The organism is Paenibacillus sp. FSL R7-0333 (assembly GCF_038000365.1).
In the GTDB taxonomy this organism is placed as follows: Bacteria; Bacillota; Bacilli; order Paenibacillales; family Paenibacillaceae; genus Paenibacillus_AQ; species Paenibacillus_AQ silagei.
Genome location: NZ_JBBOBZ010000001.1, coordinates 5,252,327 through 5,272,957 on the forward strand (window position 1 = coordinate 5,252,327; position 20,631 = coordinate 5,272,957).

Sequence of the window (20,631 nt, forward strand, 5' to 3'; positions counted from 1 at the left end):
ACGGAGTCCATGAGATTCTCTGCAATTTAACCATCTGATTTCATGAAAAAGCCCTTCAGTGGATTCTGAAGGGCTTTTTCTATGCCTGGCAAGTTCAGTTGCTTGTGAAGAGAGAGAGTTAACCGGTAAGTTGACAGTCCGTTCTAAATAAAAGCCTGTCATTACCATGTTATATCCGGGAAGAATTTTCACGTAGTAATGCGCTGGGATTTACTCCGAATTTCTTGCGGAACGCCTCGGCAAAATGGCTTGGATTCGAGTAGCCCACTGCGCAAGACACTTCAATGACGTTGGACTTGCCGGCTTGCAGTAGCTTTAAAGCCTGCTCCATCCTCTTCTCTCGCAGGTATCCAAATATTGTGTTACCATATATTTCCTTGAAGCCCACCTTGAGCTTGTAATCATTCAAACCGACCATACGCGACAGCTGCAACAATGATGGAGGATTATCCATCTGCTCCAGGATTATTCGGCGCGCTTCGCCAACGCGCAACTGGGTCTCTTGGCTAAGCCCTATCCGTTCCTCTTTTCCTTCAAGAAAAGTGCGGAGCGCCAGTTCCAGGAGTTCTAACACCGTATACTCCAGCTCAATATTATTCATCGTTCCATCTTTTAGGCTTGCTGCAATGTGTTGAAGCGAAGCACTGGCGAAGGCTGGCGGCTTCTCCTGAAGCAACCGATACGACTTTCCTCCAAGAAGGCTGTTAAAGTCAGCCTTTTGCACTCCCCCGATGGAGGTCATAAAATGATGAAACACGCCGACAGACATCCCGATGCCCAACATTCGAAAAGATTGTGCTTGGCCTAGCTCCAATCTCGCTTCCGAGGTATTAATCAGTTGCAAACTCCAATTGGCAGGCATGAACTCCTCACGAGCGCCAGGTACACTTATCTCCCTGCTACCCTCATAACAATACCCAAACTCTACCATTGGCGCGAGTGAATCTAGGCGTATATCATGGTTATGGTTCAGCTTATAGTCTGACATAACCATCTCCAACTCAGAGCGTGGGTACAACCGAAGAACCTGTCCTATTCCAGTCGTAGGATGGAGCATATAGCTTGAACTTCCGGCTTGATAACCTCCTTCAAGCTTGTCAAAGAAATGATTGAAATTATATTGAATCGAATTGTTCATAATTAAGCACTCCGTGTGTTCTATATATGATAATCATTCTCATTGTAATGAATAATTATCTTTTTGTCGAACTCCTATTCAGAATCTCGAAGTGATGTACGAATCAACGGCATCTGCACTTGTTCCGGATTCCGTTCCAGAAACCTCTGAAATAAAAAATACCTAAACTCAAATAGGCAGAATTCAACTGCACTAAATGAATTTAGGTATCGCCCGTTTGTGACGGTTACAATCCCAATAATTCAGGAATCGAGTTAGCTCAACTTATCAATGTTGAATGCTTATTGACGTACTACTGCGTTAAGCTGCACAAGCAGCATGGACAATGCCTCTTCCGTAAGTTCTCCACCTGTAAACGGAATTAATGCCCTCAGAGGCACATACTTCATTGAGGCCTGTATCATCTCCCTAGAAATGGCGTCAGAGGATGCACTTTCGGCACTCTGTGGAGCCAATCCTTGAAGTTGGTCCAAGACTGCTAACGTCTTCGGATTCGAAAGCAATTCACCAAGGGCAGTATTCCGGTCATATGTCGGCACGATCTCCTCTGAAGTGGATACCACATGGAGCTTCGTCTGCAACGAGATGTCCCGCGAAGAGGAGCCTATTAGAATATCGAATTCTCCGCTCTCCACATGCCACGCTGTACGTTCAACACTGTAGTAGGCAAAACTGCGCTTGTCCAAGGTGAACGAAACGGTTGTTTCTTCTCCCGGTTCAAGAGCTACTTTGGCGAAGCCTTTAAGCTCTTTCTCAGGGCGACTAACCTCAGACTCACAGTCATGAACGTACAACTGCACCACTTCCTTGCCAAAGATAGAACCCGTGTTTTTCACATTTACGGTGACGGTGAGCGTTTCGGTATCCTTAATTTCCGTCTGGCTCACTGTTAAGCCGGAGTATGCAAACCGGGTATAGCTTAAGCCGTAACCGAAAGGAAATAAAGGTTCAATATCCTTCATGTCATAATAGCGATAACCGACATACACCCCTTCCCGGTATTCGACACGGTCTCCATCGCCAGGGAAGAATAAATAGGACGGATTATGCTTCAATGATTGCGGGAAGGTCTCCGCCAGTTTGCCGCTCGGGTTGACATCTCCAAACAGCAGGTCAGCGATGGCTCCACCAGCTCCCTGACCACCCAAATAACCTTCCAGAACAGCCTTCACCTCACCCAACCACGGCATGAGAATAGGTGCTCCGTTGCATAGAACCACCACCACGTTAGGCTGAACTGCAGCAATGGCAGAAATAATCTCCTGCTGATTGACCGGTATATCCAAATGCGAACGGTCATATCCCTCTGATTCATAGCGGTCTGGCAAACCTACTACTAGTACGGCCACATCTGCAGCTTCTGCAGCCTTCACTGCTTCATCCAGCATAGACGGGTTCGCATCATCTGAGCCCTGATCGTAACCCTGCTTAAAAGAGATCGAAGCTTCAGACCCTGCGGATATCGAAATTTGTTCATAAATACTGTCCAACTGTGTCGGTCTGATATGAGAGCTGCCGCCACCTTGATATCTCACCTTCGTAGCCAGATCACCGATAACCGCAATCCGGCCACTTTTTCTCAATGGGAGAACTTGATCCTCATTCTTGAGCAAGACCATTGATTCTCCCGCAACCCTTCTCGCCAGCTTATGATGGGCTGTCCGATCATAACTAGTACCCTCACGCCTGGAATCGGCTGCTTTAAAGATGACATTCAAGAGCCTTTCCACAGCCAGATCAAGCTTCTCTTCTGATAATTCTCCTTGATTTACAGCTTTTATAATTTGCTTAGGTCCTTCGCCGTTAGAAGAAGGCATCTCCAGCTCCATACCGGCTACAACACTTGGCACAATTTCACTAACCGCAGCCCAATCGGAGACCACGATGCCTTCATGTCCCCATTCTTCTTTCAGAATCGTGGTCAGCAAGGTTTCATTTTGGGAGGCATACGTTCCGTTGACCTTGTTATAAGAGGACATCACCGTCCAGGGCTGAGATTGCTTTACCGCCTTTTCAAAACCGGTCAGATAAATTTCTCTTAATGTACGATCGTCGACAATGGCATCTGTTGTCATCCGCCGATGCTCCTGATTATTGACGGCAAAATGCTTCAGGGATGTGCCTACTCCCTGGCCTTGCACTCCTGCAATGTGTGCTGCAGCCAGTTCTCCCGTCAGATAAGGGTCCTCCGAGAAATATTCGAAATTACGTCCGCAGAGTGGGGAACGCTTGATATTGACGGCAGGTCCAAGGACGACCGCTATATCTTCAGCCTGTGCTTCCTTGCCGATGGCTTCACCTACACTCTGTACCAGATCACGATTCCAGGAGCTCGCCAGACCAGCAGCGGAAGGGAAGCAGGTAGACGGCACACTCTCATTAAGTCCCAGATGATCCGGTTCTCCCGCCTGCTTGCGGAGACCATGCGGACCGTCGGTTAATGTAATAGATGGAATGCCCAATCGGTCTACGGCTTTTGTTGACCAGAAGTTGGACCCGGAGCACAGCTCCGCTTTTTCGGTTAAGGTCATGTTACTTACTATCTTTCGAATATCACGTTCCACTAGTCTCTTCACTCCTCAATAGTTAGTTAGGATTTTGTCCGGAATATATGATGGATTTGCTGATAATTTTGGCATTTAATTAATTTCTGAACCAGATTAGCATCATCCACTACTCGGACGAGAAGATCATACATAGTAGTCAAATCACCTGCCTCGCCATCTTTTGCGATACACAGCAAACAGATGAATTGTACAGGTTTTGATCCCCAGTTTACTGGCTTTTGCAGTGTACAGATTGCCCAAAAAGTATGTTCAGTTTGAGGTAAAATAGGATGTGGGATAGCTACGCTATTCCCAAATGAAGTTGGTGTCACCTCTTCTCTCTGCACAACAAGATCATAAAAATCCGGTCCAACCAGCCCCTTGTGCTGTAACTGATCACAAAGGAAATGTAAAACCTCTTCGCGGGAATTGAAATCACAGGATATAAATGTTAAATCTTCCTGTAGATACTCCATATCGTTGTCAGAAACACCTGTAATAGCCTGTTCAATCCTCATTAAATCACTATTTCCAAGCAGTGAATTAACAATAATGACCGGAACAGAGATATCAAGAGCTATGGGAACCGTACTGATAATCAAATCAATGTTATCCAGATCCGTGTGAGCCAGCTTATAATATCCGACCGTGTCGACAATATCCAGCCGAACTCCAAATTGAATACGCAATTTATGAAATAATAATCTGGCACTGCCCACACCAGAACTACACACGATGATACAGCGCTTCGGTGGATAAGATTCCCTCCTGCGTTCCATAGCCGCTCCAATGTGCAATGCCAGGTAACCGATCTCATTCTCAGAAACATGACGCCCCATCTTCTGTTGAATAACCATTCCAGCGATTACTCCACCTTGAAATGCTAATGGGTAGGTCGATTGGATGGATTCCAGCATTGGATTACGCAAGCTCATTCCATAGCGAATTCTATTAAGAGCAGGCCGAAGGTGTAGACACAGACTCTTCAGCAGTTCTGGATCACCGCTTATGCCAAGCTTAAGCTTGGACTCGATAGCCTTCATAATATCCATTGCGTATTGATAGGTATCTTTATCCACCCAACGAGTAATCTCCCGTTCATCCGTTCCCACTGCGGATAACAGTTTGGTACCAAGCAGATGCATTGTGATATACGTTATCTCAGTCTCTGGAAATTTTAGAGACAATAACTTTTCAATGTCAGTAACGATGGTTCTGGCAGCCTCGTATTCCTGCTTTTGTTCCATGAAATGATGCTCACCCGGTAATTCAATGATATTATGATCATTTTTAATCCGTTGACAAGCAATGGCAATATGAATAATCAGGTTGTTGAGTCCGGTGTCCGACAACTCTACACCGTAGTTCTGTACGTGCTTTGTGACCGAAGATCGAATGACGGTAAGATCGTGTTCTAGAAATGAGAACAAATTAACGTACATAGAATCGGAATGACTGTTCTCGCGGTCAAATAAAAGTTCAGACATTCCAAACCGTATTTTCATTTCATCACCGCGTATTCTTAGCCCGTGATGAGGTTTTGCTTCAACCGTAATATGATAAAGTTCAAGCTTCCTTTTAACCTCCTTGAGGTCGTTCTGCAAGGTGGATTTGCTAACATACATCATATCTGCCAATTCTTCCGAGCGAATGTACCCATTAGCAGTAAACATCAGATGTATAATTTTGTTAACTCTGTTATCTGGATTTGCATAATTAACGGGCTTCTCATCCCGAAGTTGACCTGCCAACCATTCGCGAAACAGCGAATCATCTTGAATTCGGAGCTGATACCCTATCCCGTGGACTGGCTCAACCTCTGCGCCATGTTGTTTCAAAATACGGTTTAGGGAATGGATATCGCTCCGGGTAGTCCTGGAAGTAACATTATTTCTTTCCGCTAAAAACTTACCATTAAGCGGAGCATCCGCAGCTAGCAGTAGTCGGAGGATCGTCGTTTGCCGTGCATCCATAACTATCCCTCCTTGCAACATATTATCTTGCCTCACTCTTCCCTTAGCCTACCCCGGTTTTACAATTATCGGGACTGGGCGGCATTGTAAAAAAGTAGTGGATCTCTCCTAACTAGAGGCCCACTACTTGATTAAACAATTAAAGTATTTCTCCATTGGATTCAATCACTTGTTTATACCACTCGAAGCTTTTCTTTTTAAATCTCGCCATTGTACCTTGTCCTTGATTATCTTTGTCCACATAGATAAATCCATAACGTTTCTTCATTTCACCCGATGAGGCACTTACAAGATCGATAGGTCCCCATGTCGTATATCCAAGCAGTTCAACTCCATCTGCGATGGCTTCTCTCATTTCCACAATATGCTTGCGTAAATAATCAATTCTATAATCGTCGTTGATTACATTACCTTCTTCTACTTCATCTACTGCACCCAAGCCATTTTCAACAATGAACAGCGGCTTTTGGTAACGGTCATATAAGGTGTTCATTAAAATTTTCAGGCCCTTTGGATCGACCTGCCATCCCCAATCCGAAGATTCCAAATAAGGGTTTTTAACAGCTTGGAGTACGAGATTACCATCAGCTCGATCCAAATCTTCCTTAGATGTGGTAATGACCAAGCTCATATAATAACTGAAGCCGATGAAGTCAACGGTTCCTTCCGACAGTATGCCTAAATCATCCGATTCCATTCTAAGGCTCACATTATTTTCTTTATACGTACGATTCATGTAACTCGGATAATATCCTCTGGCTTGAACGTCACTGTAGAACAGTGAAGCTCTATCGAATTTCATGGATTCAAAGACATCGTCGGGATTGCAGGTGTAGGGATAAGACACCATTCCTGCCAACATGCCTCCGATTTTAGCATCAGGAATAATTTCATGACAAGCCTTAACCGCAAGCGCACTGGCAACCAGCTGATGATGCGCGGCCTGTGCCTTAATCTGTTCCTTATGCTCCCCTTCTGCATAAATGATTCCTGCACCGGCAAAAGGAGCATGTGCTATTACATTGATTTCGTTGAAGGTGATCCAATACTTCACCTTTTTTCCATACCTTCTGAATAAGACTTTGGCATACTTTTCGTAGTAGCCTATAATTGCCCTGTCTCTCCAGCCTCCATATTTGTCAACCAAGCTGAGCGGCATCTCATAATGTGAAATGGTTACAATCGGTTCAATGTTGTACTTTAAGATTTCATCAAATACATCATCATAAAACTTCAGGCCTTCCTCATTAGGCTCGCTCTCATCACCGTTCGGGAAAATTCTTGACCAGGCTACTGACATTCGGAAGCACTTAAAGCCCATCTCAGCAAACAAGGCAATATCCTCTTTATATCGGTGATAGAAATCAATAGCTTCATGATAGGGATATATGTTTCCTTCAACAACAGACAGTTTTTCCGGAATTTTGCCCATAATACCATTCTCCAGTACATCTGCTGTCGACAAGCCTTTCCCGCCTATATTATAGGCACCTTCCGTCTGATTGGCCGATATTGCTCCTCCCCAGAGAAAGTGTTCAGGAAATTTGTTTTTTACGTTCATTGCAAACACCTCTAACTTCCATTTATTTCTTGTAATCTTCGATTAGCTTTAATGCAAAATCCAAAACCTTTTCACCGTTCATCATGCCATAATCCATAGTGGGGATTACCGCAACAGGTATTCCTACAGAATCACATAGCTTCTTAGAACTTGCTAATTTGAAGCCTATTTGCGGACCTAATAATGCTACGTCCATGTTCTCTAATTGTTTGGACATCTGGCCTTCCGACATCGCTTCAATATTAACTTCCAATCCTTTAGTCGCTGCCGCTGCTCTCATTTTGGTAACCAGCATGCTTGTTGACATCCCTGCCGAGCAAAATAACTTAATAGTTGTCATTAGAACTCTCCTTAATATTTGATAACAATATTGTCCAATAATCCCGAAGGCTGAATTTCTTCACCGTAAGAAAAGTAATCCCTAAGCTGCTTATCCAACGTATTCGTTACATCCACGCATATTGTATTCATTCCTGATTTAAGAATATTGTGGGCTTCAAAATGATAAGGTGGACAGATCCTGGTGCCAATAAATGTGCCGTTTATAGTGACATCAGCTACTTCAAACACTCTTCCCAAGTCCAGGATGGCTGCGTTAATATCTTGATCCAATTGGACTTCAGTTTCATATCTGAATGTTCCCGAGAATTTAGGCAAGTACTTGGTTAATGATAAATTCTCCAGCTGCTCCATGGTGAACGCTTCTCTAAAATCAGGATATTCCTGAACATTTGCAATACTTACCTTATAGGGTGAGTCAACTACCTTCACTTTATGACCAATTATAACTTCTGTACCTACAATACTTGCATCAATCTCTCCCAACACATAGACAAATGATTCGTATGGAGACAATACAAGCGGGAAGCTCTTGCCGTCATACTCCACTTTGGTGATCTTATTATTAAGAACATCAAATTTGTATATGGGCTTATCCGATTCAATCTGAATTGAGGTCTGAATCATATTCAACGGATCCTCATTAAAGAACATTAAATACTCTCCGTCCTCATGGGCAAAAGAAGCAAATCTCAAATAGGGTTCGGAAGTTGCCACCTCAATATGGTGTAACTGATTGGCTTTCATGTAATGAGACAGCTCATCCAGTTTTACTACTTCCACATGAGACATTTGATTGAGTAAATCTGTATTGCTGCTATTAAATAGTTTGCTAGGCAATGCATCTATGCAGATAATTCTCAGATGAGAATTTGCGGAAGCAATAATGAATTGAGCCAATTCCTCACTGATACATTCACAATAAGGGAGGATTAAGCACTGGTACTCATAGCCATTCACATGCAGATAGTTATCTAATACGGTAAGAAAGCTATCCTTGAATGTAAAGACATCATTAGGTAAAATATGAAAGTCAATCTGCTGCTGGGTCAGTACCCTTGCCGGTTTTTGCGTCAGCATGAAGTCTCCAGTCCATTCAGCCTCCGCATGATATAGAATGGCCGCAGTCGGTTTTCCTTTCGTTCCACTGAAGAGTGTGCTCATTTTATTGACATATTTCATTAAATCACCGAAATACCTGAATTGAGGATCATTTCCATTGGCATAGAAGTGTGGAGGGCAATCCATATCAGGAAATCCTTTCAGTGAGAAGGCATGTGGAACAAAATAACTCACTCCGCGGATTAAGAAATGATCCACGATCCACTTCATCATCTTCACGCCCTCGTACCAGCCGTAAGCGCCAAATACTTCTGCCATCGTTCTGCCTTTCTTCTTGGGATCAATTGCCCCTAGAGATGAGGCCATCTTCACTAAGGCATAATGGAAGAACTCGCTGTCCCACGTACCTCTGAATGTAGGATGTTCACCAGAATCCATTCCCGGAATCAGTTGATTCAGCACAACATCGACGCCCGCCATATCCTGCCCCGCCATCGCTCTGAACAGATGCCCGGCACCCACACCAAGTCTGGCATTGGAATCACGGTCTTCAATAACATGGCCCACATACTCAACATTGCGTTCCCTGCACCAATTCCCCAAGTTATCACTAAAGCACTCTTTGTACAGTGTGGTACAGATATCCATAAAGACATGTCTGATTTCAGGACTGCATGTTTCGTCATACCATAGAGAGGATAACTGTAGCAGGTAATCCTTACCCAATCTTAATTGCAACATTTCTTTAACCTGCCTGCTCCAGGGAAGCGGCATTAGTTTACCAATCCTGCTGTCATTCCGTACTCCTTTTTCATTCATAAATCCAGGCTCATCCGAGAAGAATCCCGCAATTGTTCTCCCGAATTCTTCTTTATACCGTTGGTAGTGTGGCTCATATACCGCTTCAATTAATACATCGCAGGATTCTTTGTCCACCATATTAATATAATCCGGATTATAATCCACTTTCCTGGACTCATAGAGTAGATATACTTTCCATGAACCTGCGGGAATATTAAAGTAAATTATCTCATCATCGATTTGATCCTTCAGATCAATGATTTTATCGTCTTGCTTGGCGTAAACAGCGATTAATCGGGCAGTGGGATCGAATATATTGGCTGTCATAACCCCGATGCTATCCTTGGGTCCAAAGACTTCGACAACCCGGTGTGTCAAGAGTGTTTTTAGCCTGTCGGGATACTTCTCCTTAACCAGACCATTCGCATAGCCTGTCGGGAAGTGTGAGTCATCCAGTATCCAAATCTTCATATTCAACCGTTTGGCTTCTCTAATGATAATATCCAGATCAGCCCACCATCTGTCACCCATAAAATCCGGATGAGGTCTTGATTCCAGACACACCGCACCAATATGGCTGTCATGAATTTTTTGCATGTAATCCACTAGTACTTCTTCTGACTCTCCATGCATCCAAAAAAATGGGAAAATAAAATTTTCGAATTTATTAGCATAAATATCGCCTATTTTATTCATTTCCCCACCTCCCTCCACTTATCATCACTCACATGTAGACCTTATTGAGCTGCCATCTCAGCAGCGGATTCTTCTTCAACAGCTTTTTTATCCATTATTCTAAAGAACGGATAGTATATGACCAATGACAGCAGGACTCCGAACACCTGGTACAACCCTAACCTCCAGCCTCCATTAAAGAAGCCTTGAAGCACTAATGGTGTGCCCATGGGCGCCCCGATTCCATTCGAAATTGGCAATATTCCGATCGTAACTAAAATGTATGCCAGCCCGATTAGCAATACAGGAGTAAATACAAATGGAATAAACAGTAACGGGTTCAACATTACAGGAAGCCCGAAGATTACTGGTTCATTTATATTAAAGAGAGAAGGAATAAGCGCCATTTTGCCAAATACTTTATATTGCTTTGATTTAGCTTTAAAGGTCAGCCAAATCACTAAACCAATAGTTGAACCGGCACCACCGATAGTAGCCACTGCACTTACCCAGTTAAGAGTTACAATATTGGGCAAATCCGCATTGGCCACGCCTGCAGCAACGCCAACCATATTCTCGGCATCAAGTGCTGCCCAGATTGGAATCACCACTGACATTACTGCCATGCCATGAACCCCGAAGAACCAGCACAACCCAATCAATACATACACCAGCAATGCAGCCCAGATACTGGATCCAAGACCTGTAAGAGGAATTTGAATCAGTTTATAAATGATTTGATGCATGTCCCCGAAGCTGGTTAAGGATAGCAGATAAGAAATAGCGGCAAAAAGGATGCCAATAACAATACCCGGAATAATGCTTACAAAGGATTTGGATACAAATTCCGGAACCCCTTCAGGCATTTTAATCGTTATATTCCGGTTAATAATCAATACATACAATTTGGAAACTACAATAGCAACGATCATTGCGGTGAATAAGCCCTTTGGCCCTATCCAATCCAACGGCAAATTCGTAACTGCCATGTAGCCCTCTCCTGCGACTGTCAATGGAGTAACGATAAAAAAGCACATGAGGCTGATTGCACCTGCTGAGAATCCATCTTTATCTTCATTTGAGACATAGGAATAAGCAATGGAAAATGCTGCGTATACCCCCAGCATATTTGTTGTAACGTTGAGCAGAGTGTTAAATACTCCTTTTAAATTAGAAGACACTAAAAAGTTCTGATAAGCATCGAATGGCAAACTGCTCAATATCGTTGAAAAAGCACCCATCATCATGATTACCATCAAACCCATAAGACCTTTAGAAACCGATTGCAAAGCTTTGTTCGAAGATAATTTCGCTGCAAGCGGAACGACCATTTTCTGTAATATCCCTAAAAATCCGTTCATACCTGACCCCCCATTAAAATGTTTAGGGAGCCTTTAGCTATCGCATAAGGCTAACCCCGAATGATCCTGACTATCTATTTCTTGTTAACCTCATACAATTCAATAAATTCTGCAGCCAGATCTTTGACAGTCATAGCATTCATCAGATGGTCCTGGGCATGTATCATTAGAATCGTGATCTCCTGCTTACTTCCTCCTGCTTCCTCCTGAATTAGACCCGTTTGAATTTTATGAGCCATTCGCAAAACATCCGAAGCTTCCTGCAGCATTTTTTTGGCCGCAATAAAATCATTAGTTTTCGCCACTTGAATCGCTTCCATCGCTTTACTTCTAGCTTCTCCAGAATTGGCAATCAGCGTCATAATCTTCTCCACGTATTCCATTCCATCACCTCTGCGTTTTTTCTCTCTTATCTGTCTTGCTGTCCTTGTTACAAGGTAAGTATAATTTGATATCGCTTTCAATTGAACCCATTCTTTTTCACCTACCTGGGGGAAAAAGAATGGCATTGCTTTGATTCCCCGTTTGCAACTATGCGTACCACAGCAAAGCCAGAGAAGGCATCATCTCCATTCCAATACTCATGGATATAATAGACTTTACCTGCTCTTACAGCAGGGTGCTCCTCCCAGCCAGGCAAGCCTTGAAGCTCCATCAATCTCCGCTGCCTCATACAGCGATGGATCAATCCCGGCCAAGGCTGCCAGAAAAATGATTGTCCACCCGTCGCGACAACCCCGGATATGAAATGCGGCAGGTAACTTACAGTCTGCACGAACCTTAAAAAATACATGCTTGACCTAGCTAAGCAACACACTCTATCAAATCCGCCATCAATGAAAACGTTATTCTTTATAGAGAATACAACGTGGATTTAGCCAGTATAAATAACTTATGGTTGAACACAAAGCACTTTATAAATGAAGGAGATGAGGAAGGAGCGATTTTCAGAGGAGGCATCTATATTCAAATATGGGTTTCGCTTGGGAGTAGGCATCGTGGTAGAGGTGTTAACCGGGGAAGAAGTGCTAGCCAATGAATTGAGTATCTTTCCTGACAAAACTCAGTAATTAACAGGATAAATCCTGTGCACTAAATAAGTGTTCTACATATACTTTTGAAAGTAATCCAAATAAAAAAACCTTGATTTCTCAAGGTTTTCATTCTAGTGCCGAGGACGGGGGTCGAACCCGTACGAAGGTCACCCTTCGCAGGATTTTAAGTCCTGTGCGTCTGCCTGTTCCGCCACCCCGGCATGTTATGATGCGCGAACTAACGCGACAAGAGATATAATATCATGTATCCGGGGGATACGCAATTCCTTTTTTTAATATTGCTGCAGACGCAGCAAACAGCCCGCTCAGCCGAGACTGACGCGGGCCTTTTGCTCGTCTTACCGAATCGGATCTGGTCAGATCCGTTCTGCCCTGCGCTGCGCTGTTCGGACTAGTGGCGGTCACGCTCACCAGTTCTGCTGCGCATGCCGGCCAGACCCAGGAGCCCTAGGAGACCAAGCCAGCCCCAATTGGAGCGGTTGTCGTTGTTGGTGCCTGTGGTGGTCGTGCTCTGTGCCCGGTAGCGGCCCGTTGTGTTATTGTTGGACAGCGGGGAGACGGAGCTGTTGTCGCCGGTACGGATTTTGTCCTTCATGATGGATTCGGTCTTGTGCATCGAATCTCTGGTCTCATTCATCATGGTGTTGCCCCGGCTGTCCATCATACGGTCATCCAGATTGCCCATATTCCCCATGTTGCCCATCCGGCCGTCAGTCGTTGTGCTGTGCATGCCCGGAGCGGTGGTGCTCATAACGCCAGGAGTCGTAGTTGTCATACCGCCCGGCGCTGCTGCGGAGATGTCACCTGCTCCGAGCAGACTCATGGACAGGACCGTACCGCAGGCAAGACTTGTGATCAGCTTGTTCAAAATGTTGTGCCCCCTTCATGGATGTGGTTAATCGCTGATAATTTCCCCATCCGGGACAGCATCTATGCAGAGAAGTTATTCCTTCACAATGTTCACGGTCTTGCTGGACGCATTATACGTGACCTTGGCTCCAAGTGCTTCCGCAATCGCACGTACAGGCGCATAGGTTACCGCATCGTCCATGACGCCGGTCGTCAGCTTCTTTCCATTGAGCGTAATATTTACCGGGATATTATTGTTCACCTCTGGCTCACCTCCGGTTATACGGCTTAGTGCGGCTGCACTCTGCTGGGCAGTCGGCCGTCTGCCTGCCTTCAGGTCCTGGATGCTAAGGCCGAAGCTCATCTGCAGATGAGCGTAATCCTTGAAGGAGGTCCAGTCCCCGCCCCATTCGAACCCCAGCTTCTTCCCCTCCTGCACCACCTCTTGCCAGTCTGCCACCTTGTCGCCATCCCCGTCACGTTTCATATCCCAGGACACATTCCTGCCATCCGGCAGAAGCAGCGCAAAGTCTATTGCCAGTCCGTAATTATGGTAGCTGTCGCCTCCCCGGGCATTGGTTACGATGTCGCCCTTCTTGGTTCTCCCTTGAGCATATAGCTCATTCTGCTGCGCTATCGTGCGCATGCCCTGCGTAATGAGGATCGGCACCCCCCGGTTATAACTCCGTCTAATCAGCTCGTTCGCCCCGGCCAGTACGGCCGGATGCAGCTTCGCCAGCCTTGCGGCCGACTTCTGCTTGACCTGCTCCAAAGTAAGCATCTACTCACCCCCTGGTATAGTAAATGCCCGCTTAGGCCGGATTGCTTGCACCAATGACCGTTTTTTTCACAAAATGAGCTGTGCAGCGTCCTATCTCCCCGGATGAACTGTGCATCTACAGGCCAAAATAAGAAGACAGACCGTAAGTCAAGTCATTCAAACGAAAAGGGGGATGAACATGGAGATACACAGCGACAGCTACAGAATAGCTCCGCTTAGCGACCAGGAGGATGTGGTGGAGGTAATCCGCCAGGCGGAATCGGAGATTGCCCGGATGACCGGGAACCCGGAAGTCACGCTGATTGCCTATGAGAAGACGGATGGACACCGCAGCAAGTAAATGAAGCGTGCCGTGCTGATCCCAGGCGAACAGGTACTCTTTTAGACAATATAAGCCTCCACAATGTCATCTACAAGCAGCCACTTCCATTCCTCCGCCCACTGCAGCTTGAATTCACGCGAGTGGGTGTGAATGGAGGTCACGAAGCCGCTCAGCTTCACCTGCTCCTGAGGACCATACAGCACCAGCGTTACCCGCACATGACTCCGCAGCGATAAGGCCAGCGTATGCTCAATCTCTTCCAGCTTCTGCTCATCCAGAACCGGCCTCAGGCTATGCCAGGTCTCCCGTTCGTCCCTCCTGATCCCGCCCTTATGCTCCGTCAACATGCTTCGGCTGCTCTCCCGCAGACCGCCCGCTTCAAGCTTCTTGCCCATTGCTATTCCCCCACTCTGATGTTTATAACCCGGACTACATCATCTTTCCGCTCACAAACCGAACGTATGTTTGTATTATATCCGCGATTCAGCTTGTTAAGCAAGCAGAAATTAATGTCAGGCCAAGGACGCAGAAGGAGGGCTTTAACTGATCATTACAAAGGATTGAGCTAGCACCACACCTGCATTGAAACAGCCATACTGTGGTTCTAGTAATTTCGCTAATCTGATGCCATCATTAGGGGAAAGGGGTAGAAAGGACGGAGATGATATTTATGATTAGAGCAGCAAATGTGGAGGATCGAGAGGGTATTTCCAGACTATTGACGCAGTTAGGTTATCCAGATACCGAGCTTTATATGAAAGAGAATATAGAAAGACTTCTTGCTGACCCCAATGAGGAGTTAATGGTTTATGAAGCGGAAGGAGGTGTTATCGCCTGTCTTTCCCTGCATTATATCCCGCAACTGGGCATGAGAGGAGATATCGCCTCCATTAGTTATCTGGTTGTGGACTCCTCAGCTAGAAGTAAGGGAATTGGACAGGAATTAGTGGAATCCGCTTCAGCTTCCGCCACCCGAAGAGGATGTGCCAGTATCCAGGTTCATTGCCATGCCAGAAGAATAGCGGCTCATACATTTTATGAAAGACAAGGTTTCAGGGAAGCCCCTAAGTACTTCTCAAAAAGATTGGACCAATAATTCAATCGGCAGCAAAAAGACGCCTACAGTAATGCTGTACAGCGTCTTCATCTGCATCCTTTGGCGTATAAGAAGTCTTGTCTCTGCTTATTTCACTGACGAAGTCCCTGCGCTTCCAGCACCCGGTTCCTGCTTGGCATCTGTGCCTGCATCTGATACGGTTCCCGGTACGGCTTGCTCCGGTTCAATCAGTCCGGCGGCTTCTCTGGCTTCATTCAGCTTGGAGATGCCGTAGAGCATCGCTATGTCCGCCTGCTCATTCATCGTGTTGAATTCCTCAGCGGTCACATCAGGCGATACTGCGCCCTTGGAAGCCTTCTCCTTGATCTGATAGGCACTCTGGAAAGCGATCACCGAATCTCTAAGCAGCTTCTCGATCGTATCCGGCAGGCCACCCGCAATCTTGATATCGTTCACATGATCTGCAAGCTGAGATGCGGTATCCTGGAAGCTGTCCACAGCCTTCTCGAATTCTTTGTCTGTCGCTTGTCCGGTGGAATAAGAGGTTAGCGTGGTGTTGAAGTTCTCTAGCGAGGATTTGCCCATTTCGTCGAATTTCGACATTTCATTGTAAAAGTTCTGTACCGTCTCCTGTACCTCTTCCGGGGACGCCGGTTCAGCACTGTTATTGCCGCAGGCACTGAGTATCATGACGGCCACTAGCAGTCCTGCAAGTAAAGCTTGTCTCATAGTTAATATCCCTCCACTTAACAGAATAATATCGATTTTTGTTAAGTGCAAATGAAATTAATGTAAAATTCGGCGTAATGAAACATATGTCAGCAGTTAAGCGTATTCATAGGGAGAAACGGCGGTCCATAACCCGTTGATGACTGGCAATTCCTGTTATACTATAATGAATTCATCTGTTCAAGGAGAGGAAGATCTATCATGGCTTATTGCACAGCATGTGGTGCGGAATACAACGAAGGTGCCAAATTCTGCGGGGAATGCGGGGCAGGTACAGAAGAGGCCGGTTCTCCGGCAGCAGCACGCCGTCCGGCGTCTGGCCATAGCTCCGGTCCCGAAAAAGAATTATGGCAGGGCAAGCCTGCCGGCATCTCCGACCGTCTCAAGGGGCTGATCGGACTGAATACCACCAAGTATACGATTACGTCCCAGCGGATTATGGTGAAGAGCGGACTGATCGGCAAGGATGTCGAAGAAATCGAGCTGCTGCGGGTGAATGATTTCTCTGTCACTCAGTCGGTTATGCAGCGTATGCTGGGTATCGGGACGCTGATCATTTTGTCGGATGATGCTTCATCTCCACAGCTCCCCTTCTATAGAATCCGTAAGGTTCAAGCTGTCAAGGATATCCTGCGCCAAGCCGTCCGTGACGAGAAAATCGCCAACAACATCAGCTACCGCGAGCATATCTGACGCTTCGTTACACTTGGTTATGGAAGGTAGAGGGCTCCTGCCGGAATTACGCCTTTGGCCTGGCTGGGGCTCTCCCACATCAGTACCGCCCGCGCATCCCCCTGGTTCTCATAGTACTCCACCTTCAGCTCATGCAGCTTCCCTGCAATCAGACTCACTGTGCCTTGCCGCTCCTGCCCGCTCTGCTTCATCCAGCTGTCAATAATCAGCTTCCCGTCGATCCATATCCGGATTCCGTCATCTGAATACGAGTAGATCGTATAGGTCTCACTGTAGGCAGCGCTTATTCGACCGCTCCAGCGTACGGAGAACAGATCTGCGTGAACGGCCGGATCAGGCGCCGCCTGCCTCCAGGCGAAGTTAATATTGGCATCTGTCCGGGTGAGGGCAGGCGTGCCGCTAAGCGTAATATTGTTATAATACTGCCCATAGAGGCCCGGCTTGGGGAGTACCCCTCCTGAAGAAGCATACGCCGCAGCCTTGGCCGAATAATCATCTCTGGAGAACACGGCACTATTCTTCATAAAAGCCTGAATTACTGCATCCTTATTGCGATCGTACAACATCTTGCCCCAGGTCATCTGGTAGCTCCATTTGTTCTGCGTGCCTGCCAGCACAGCTGGCGGAGGAAGCTCCCCGTTCTCGCCGATGGCGATCAGCTTGCCGCGCCCCAGGTCCCAGAGCGTATCATGATGGCTTACCTTGTAATCCCCCTCAAAAATATCCGCTGCCAGCACATCCACTCTGCCGCTGCCCGGATAATACTTCGCCGGCTCCTCACTATTCTTGTTCTTGGCATTCGGACTCCACACCCATAGCAGATTGTGCAGCTGATGATAGACGGTGTACCGCTGGAACATGATCTCCCAAAGGGTGACGAAGGAGGACTTTTGCCCCCACCAGAACCAGCCGCCGTTCATCTCGTGGTAGGGTCTCCAGAGTACGGGAACACCGGCGTCATTGAGCTTTTTCAGGAAAACAGCTACCTTATCCAGCTCAGCAATCATTGCCGTATACTCTGGCGTTCCCGGTGTGATGTACTTGCTGAAGTTAGCTTCGCTGAGGCTCATGGAGACATTCGTCCAGGCTGGAGCGCTGCCCGGCAGGTTGGCATGATAGGTCATCGCTACGATCCCCCCGGCCTTGTGCCAGCGGATCGCACTGTCGGTTACGCCCTGCCGCTGGCTGCTGATGAGCTTCTCCGTCTGGTTGCTGATCGGTCCCATCTCATAGCCGTGCAGTCCGGCATAGCTGCCAGCCGTATTCTTAAGCTTGTTGTTGATATCATCCGGGCTCTCCAGGTAATCATGCTGACCGCTGATCATTCCCTGGCCCTGCAGCCAGTACAGCGTCTCCAGTAGCTTCCGTGCGGGCGCCCCCAGCTCCGCGTCAGCGGGAGACATCTGTATTTTGCGAAAAGCCGCTTGCCACTGCACATCACCAATCAGCCGCGAGGCTGAATCCAGCAGGTCCCTGAGGTTGCGCTGTTCCACATTTTCCACCATCCTTTTCCTTGTGTTTGTACATATTATGACGAATTATGGAACTTCAGCACGGCAAATACACAGAATTAGGGCTGTCACAATCCGTTATTCTTACGCTATACTATTCAGGGCACAGGCATTATACCCATACCCACTTACAAAGGAGCAGATATGAAAGCCAAAAAGTCCATCATCAGTCTCATCATTATTGCCCTGCTCAGTCTTGCCGCCTACCTGCTGGAGGAGAACGGGCAATGGCTGCCGCAGACCCCTTCTGCGAATCCTTCGGAGATCGTGAAGCTGAAGTTCCCGGCAGACCGCTACCCGGAGACCGCGAGGCACATCCAGAAGGCCATCCGTAAGGGAGAGTCGGCCATCTGCACGATCAACCGCAAGGAGGCGGAGGAGAACCGTAAGGCGTCTCTGAAGGGAGTCCCCACGAAGAAAGGCTATGACCGGGACGAATGGCCGATGGCCATGTGTGATGAAGGCGGAGCCGGGGCGCATATTGAGTACATAACACCCAGTGATAACCGCGGAGCAGGAAGCTGGGTCGGCAATCAGCTGGAGGCGTTCGCAGACGGTACGCGTGTGGAGTTTATTTTCAAATAAGCCGGCCTGTGGGGGATGTTGTTCAATTTCACTGCGATAAAGCGTAGAATGAAATGGGATAATATAACTTAGATGGAGAGCCGGAAGTGTTCTATATCTGTTATCGGGGCAAACGGCTGTACGGCCCTATGTCCGAAGCTGAAGCCTTACAGGAATGGTTCGCGCTTGCAGGAACAGTCAAGGAGCTCTATATCATTGAAACCGATGCAGCTACAGGCAGAATCAAACGCCAGATCGGGCCAACGGTCCGTGCTCATAAGAAGAAAAAGAAATAGCCCTATCCGGCACAGGCCGGACAGGGCTACACTGGCTATAGGCGGTTCTAGAACAAACAGGCTTTAGTGATGATAACCAGCAGAATGAACAGAACCAGAATGGCACCTGTCGAAGTCCAAGGGCTTACTACCGGAACGATTGGAGGTCCCTGATTCACTCCACCTACGTTATTTCCACAACCGCAACCATACTCTGCTCCCATAATTAATTCCTCCTCTTGAATATTGAATACAGCACAGAATATGTGGAATTCCGCTCCGTTGCATGGGCCAATTGGCAAAGAAATGCCTTTCACCTAACGGACAGGCGTCCAGTAGTCGATATAGAGTATGAAGCAATAGCTTAACAACAAATGAAGGGAGGAATGCCGGATGGATATTGCTGCATTATCCGTAGTGATGAGCCAGTCATCCTTACAGCAGGCCGCAGGGCTGCAGGTGATGAGCCTTGCCAAGGAGCAGGCGCAGAGCAGCGCCCAGGATATGGTTCAGATGCTGAGTCAGGCCACGCACCCCACCTTGGGAAAAACACTTGATATTCGGGCGTAATTCCTTTATGCTTACATACACAGGAACACCCGTTCCATATTTCAGCCGTTGAAGAGTACGCGCTGAACTGCTGCTTAGCCCTTAAGGGCTTTTCTTTTGGCCAATAACACGAACATACGATCTTATATATGGGGTGATTGATTATGCAAGGCTATTATCAGATGACCGCTTTGGAGAAATGGACAGAGGATCTATACCAGCGCATTGGCGTCCGCAAGCCCGCCGATATCTCCATTGATTACATAGCGAAGCAACTCAATATCTGGGTACACTATCTGGATGTCAGAAGCAAGGCGATTGAGGCTGCAGCCGGAATGTACAGTATGTTCATCGACAACCGCCTCCCTCCCGAGCTGCAGCGGCTGGAATTCCTCCACGAGCTCTGTCATCTGCTGCGGCATGCCGGCAAGTCTACGCTTATGCCCGGAGTGTTCACGCAGGCGCAGAGAGATGAATCCGACCGGTTCATTCTGTATGCCTCCATGCCCTATAGTATGATCTCCGCGAATACGCTGCCCGAGCTTCGTGAGGATGCCGTTGCCGAGCTGGCTGTAGCGTTCCAGGTTCCCGTTCCCCTCGCGCTGCAGCGGATCGACCAGATCCAGAGACGGATTTTCCAGGGGCAATTAATGGCTGTTATGGAACGTAACGAAGACAGAAATATCATCCACAGACATATTCGCTAAGCGCTGCGGGGATAATACGCTATAGACCCGGAGGGCGGAGATTCCCCTCTATAACAGGGTTAGATTCTACTGTAAAGGGGATC

21 protein-coding genes and 1 tRNA gene are annotated in these 20,631 nt (G+C 46.9%); 7 read left to right on the forward strand and 15 right to left on the reverse strand.

What is annotated here, in order from left to right; translation table 11 throughout:
• Positions 1 to 169: 169 nt before the first annotated feature.
• From MKY86_RS22105 to MKY86_RS22160, 11 genes are all read right to left on the reverse strand, one after another.
• On the reverse strand, positions 170 to 1,138 hold the full coding sequence (locus tag MKY86_RS22105; protein ID WP_076076087.1) for a helix-turn-helix transcriptional regulator: 969 nt from the start codon (positions 1,136 to 1,138) through the stop codon (positions 170 to 172).
• Between the two features lie 281 nt (positions 1,139 to 1,419).
• Positions 1,420 to 3,702, reverse strand: coding sequence for a glycoside hydrolase family 3 C-terminal domain-containing protein (locus tag MKY86_RS22110; protein WP_076076084.1), 2,283 nt, complete (start codon positions 3,700 to 3,702; stop codon positions 1,420 to 1,422).
• Positions 3,703 to 3,728: 26 nt separating this feature from the next.
• Positions 3,729 to 5,657: a BglG family transcription antiterminator gene (locus MKY86_RS22115; RefSeq protein WP_340827500.1), complete on the reverse strand. Its 1,929-nt coding sequence runs from the start codon at positions 5,655 to 5,657 to the stop codon at positions 3,729 to 3,731.
• A 139-nt stretch (positions 5,658 to 5,796) separates the two neighbouring features.
• Positions 5,797 to 7,218 (reverse strand): 6-phospho-beta-glucosidase, encoded by a 1,422-nt coding sequence (locus tag MKY86_RS22120; RefSeq protein ID WP_076076079.1) that lies wholly within the window; start codon positions 7,216 to 7,218, stop codon positions 5,797 to 5,799.
• A 22-nt stretch (positions 7,219 to 7,240) separates the two neighbouring features.
• Entirely contained in the window at positions 7,241 to 7,558 is a 318-nt protein-coding gene (locus tag MKY86_RS22125) for a PTS sugar transporter subunit IIB (protein WP_076076075.1), read from the reverse strand.
• An 11-nt stretch (positions 7,559 to 7,569) separates the two neighbouring features.
• Complete coding sequence (locus tag MKY86_RS22130; RefSeq protein ID WP_076076072.1) at positions 7,570 to 10,116, reverse strand: glycoside hydrolase family 2; 2,547 nt, start codon at positions 10,114 to 10,116, stop codon at positions 7,570 to 7,572.
• A 41-nt stretch (positions 10,117 to 10,157) separates the two neighbouring features.
• Positions 10,158 to 11,456: a PTS sugar transporter subunit IIC gene (locus MKY86_RS22135; protein WP_076076069.1), complete on the reverse strand. Its 1,299-nt coding sequence runs from the start codon at positions 11,454 to 11,456 to the stop codon at positions 10,158 to 10,160.
• Between the two features lie 74 nt (positions 11,457 to 11,530).
• The gene (locus tag MKY86_RS22140) at positions 11,531 to 11,839 is read right to left on the reverse strand and encodes a PTS lactose/cellobiose transporter subunit IIA (protein WP_036724220.1); all 309 of its coding nucleotides are present in this window, start codon (positions 11,837 to 11,839) and stop codon (positions 11,531 to 11,533) included.
• A gap of 786 nt (positions 11,840 to 12,625) precedes the next feature.
• Positions 12,626 to 12,711: transfer RNA gene (locus MKY86_RS22150), tRNA-Leu, on the reverse strand.
• Positions 12,712 to 12,902: 191 nt separating this feature from the next.
• The gene (locus MKY86_RS22155; RefSeq protein ID WP_051477936.1) at positions 12,903 to 13,379 is read right to left on the reverse strand and encodes a WGxxGxxG family protein; all 477 of its coding nucleotides are present in this window, start codon (positions 13,377 to 13,379) and stop codon (positions 12,903 to 12,905) included.
• Positions 13,380 to 13,454: 75 nt separating this feature from the next.
• Positions 13,455 to 14,141 carry a M15 family metallopeptidase gene (locus MKY86_RS22160; RefSeq protein WP_076076067.1) on the reverse strand — a complete coding sequence of 229 codons (687 nt, stop codon included), beginning with the start codon at positions 14,139 to 14,141 and terminating at the stop codon, positions 13,455 to 13,457.
• A 178-nt stretch (positions 14,142 to 14,319) separates the two neighbouring features.
• On the opposite strand from MKY86_RS22160, the gene MKY86_RS22165 reads away from it, so the two are divergent.
• Complete coding sequence (locus tag MKY86_RS22165) at positions 14,320 to 14,481, forward strand: hypothetical protein (RefSeq protein ID WP_200869526.1); 162 nt, start codon at positions 14,320 to 14,322, stop codon at positions 14,479 to 14,481.
• A 41-nt stretch (positions 14,482 to 14,522) separates the two neighbouring features.
• On the opposite strand, the gene MKY86_RS22170 is transcribed toward MKY86_RS22165, so the two are convergent.
• Positions 14,523 to 14,858, reverse strand: a complete 336-nt coding sequence (locus tag MKY86_RS22170) for a YolD-like family protein (protein WP_076076064.1) — start codon at positions 14,856 to 14,858, stop codon at positions 14,523 to 14,525.
• A 275-nt stretch (positions 14,859 to 15,133) separates the two neighbouring features.
• On the opposite strand from MKY86_RS22170, the gene MKY86_RS22175 reads away from it, so the two are divergent.
• Positions 15,134 to 15,559: a GNAT family N-acetyltransferase gene (locus MKY86_RS22175; protein ID WP_076076061.1), complete on the forward strand. Its 426-nt coding sequence runs from the start codon at positions 15,134 to 15,136 to the stop codon at positions 15,557 to 15,559.
• Between the two features lie 87 nt (positions 15,560 to 15,646).
• Here MKY86_RS22175 and MKY86_RS22180 read toward each other — a convergent pair whose 3' ends face one another.
• The gene (locus MKY86_RS22180; protein WP_036724189.1) at positions 15,647 to 16,249 is read right to left on the reverse strand and encodes a hypothetical protein; all 603 of its coding nucleotides are present in this window, start codon (positions 16,247 to 16,249) and stop codon (positions 15,647 to 15,649) included.
• A gap of 201 nt (positions 16,250 to 16,450) precedes the next feature.
• On the opposite strand from MKY86_RS22180, the gene MKY86_RS22185 reads away from it, so the two are divergent.
• Positions 16,451 to 16,942, forward strand: a complete 492-nt coding sequence (locus tag MKY86_RS22185; protein ID WP_076076059.1) for a PH domain-containing protein — start codon at positions 16,451 to 16,453, stop codon at positions 16,940 to 16,942.
• A 17-nt stretch (positions 16,943 to 16,959) separates the two neighbouring features.
• On the opposite strand, the gene MKY86_RS22190 is transcribed toward MKY86_RS22185, so the two are convergent.
• Positions 16,960 to 18,435 carry a glycosyl hydrolase gene (locus tag MKY86_RS22190; RefSeq protein WP_076076365.1) on the reverse strand — a complete coding sequence of 492 codons (1,476 nt, stop codon included), beginning with the start codon at positions 18,433 to 18,435 and terminating at the stop codon, positions 16,960 to 16,962.
• A gap of 162 nt (positions 18,436 to 18,597) precedes the next feature.
• On the opposite strand from MKY86_RS22190, the gene MKY86_RS22195 reads away from it, so the two are divergent.
• Together MKY86_RS22195 and MKY86_RS22200 are read left to right on the forward strand one after the other, a co-directional pair.
• On the forward strand, positions 18,598 to 19,038 hold the full coding sequence (locus MKY86_RS22195) for a NucA/NucB deoxyribonuclease domain-containing protein (protein WP_036724196.1): 441 nt from the start codon (positions 18,598 to 18,600) through the stop codon (positions 19,036 to 19,038).
• Positions 19,039 to 19,124: 86 nt separating this feature from the next.
• Entirely contained in the window at positions 19,125 to 19,313 is a 189-nt protein-coding gene (locus MKY86_RS22200; protein ID WP_036724199.1) for a hypothetical protein, read from the forward strand.
• 47 nt (positions 19,314 to 19,360) lie between these two features.
• On the opposite strand, the gene MKY86_RS22205 is transcribed toward MKY86_RS22200, so the two are convergent.
• Positions 19,361 to 19,516, reverse strand: a complete 156-nt coding sequence (locus MKY86_RS22205; protein ID WP_155991357.1) for a hypothetical protein — start codon at positions 19,514 to 19,516, stop codon at positions 19,361 to 19,363.
• A gap of 169 nt (positions 19,517 to 19,685) precedes the next feature.
• Here MKY86_RS22205 and MKY86_RS22210 point away from each other — a divergent pair, with 169 nt between their 5' ends.
• Together MKY86_RS22210 and MKY86_RS22215 are read left to right on the forward strand one after the other, a co-directional pair.
• Positions 19,686 to 19,862 (forward strand): YjfB family protein, encoded by a 177-nt coding sequence (locus MKY86_RS22210; protein ID WP_076076056.1) that lies wholly within the window; start codon positions 19,686 to 19,688, stop codon positions 19,860 to 19,862.
• A gap of 143 nt (positions 19,863 to 20,005) precedes the next feature.
• The gene (locus MKY86_RS22215) at positions 20,006 to 20,548 is read left to right on the forward strand and encodes an ImmA/IrrE family metallo-endopeptidase (protein WP_036724201.1); all 543 of its coding nucleotides are present in this window, start codon (positions 20,006 to 20,008) and stop codon (positions 20,546 to 20,548) included.
• Positions 20,549 to 20,631: the final 83 nt, after the last annotated feature.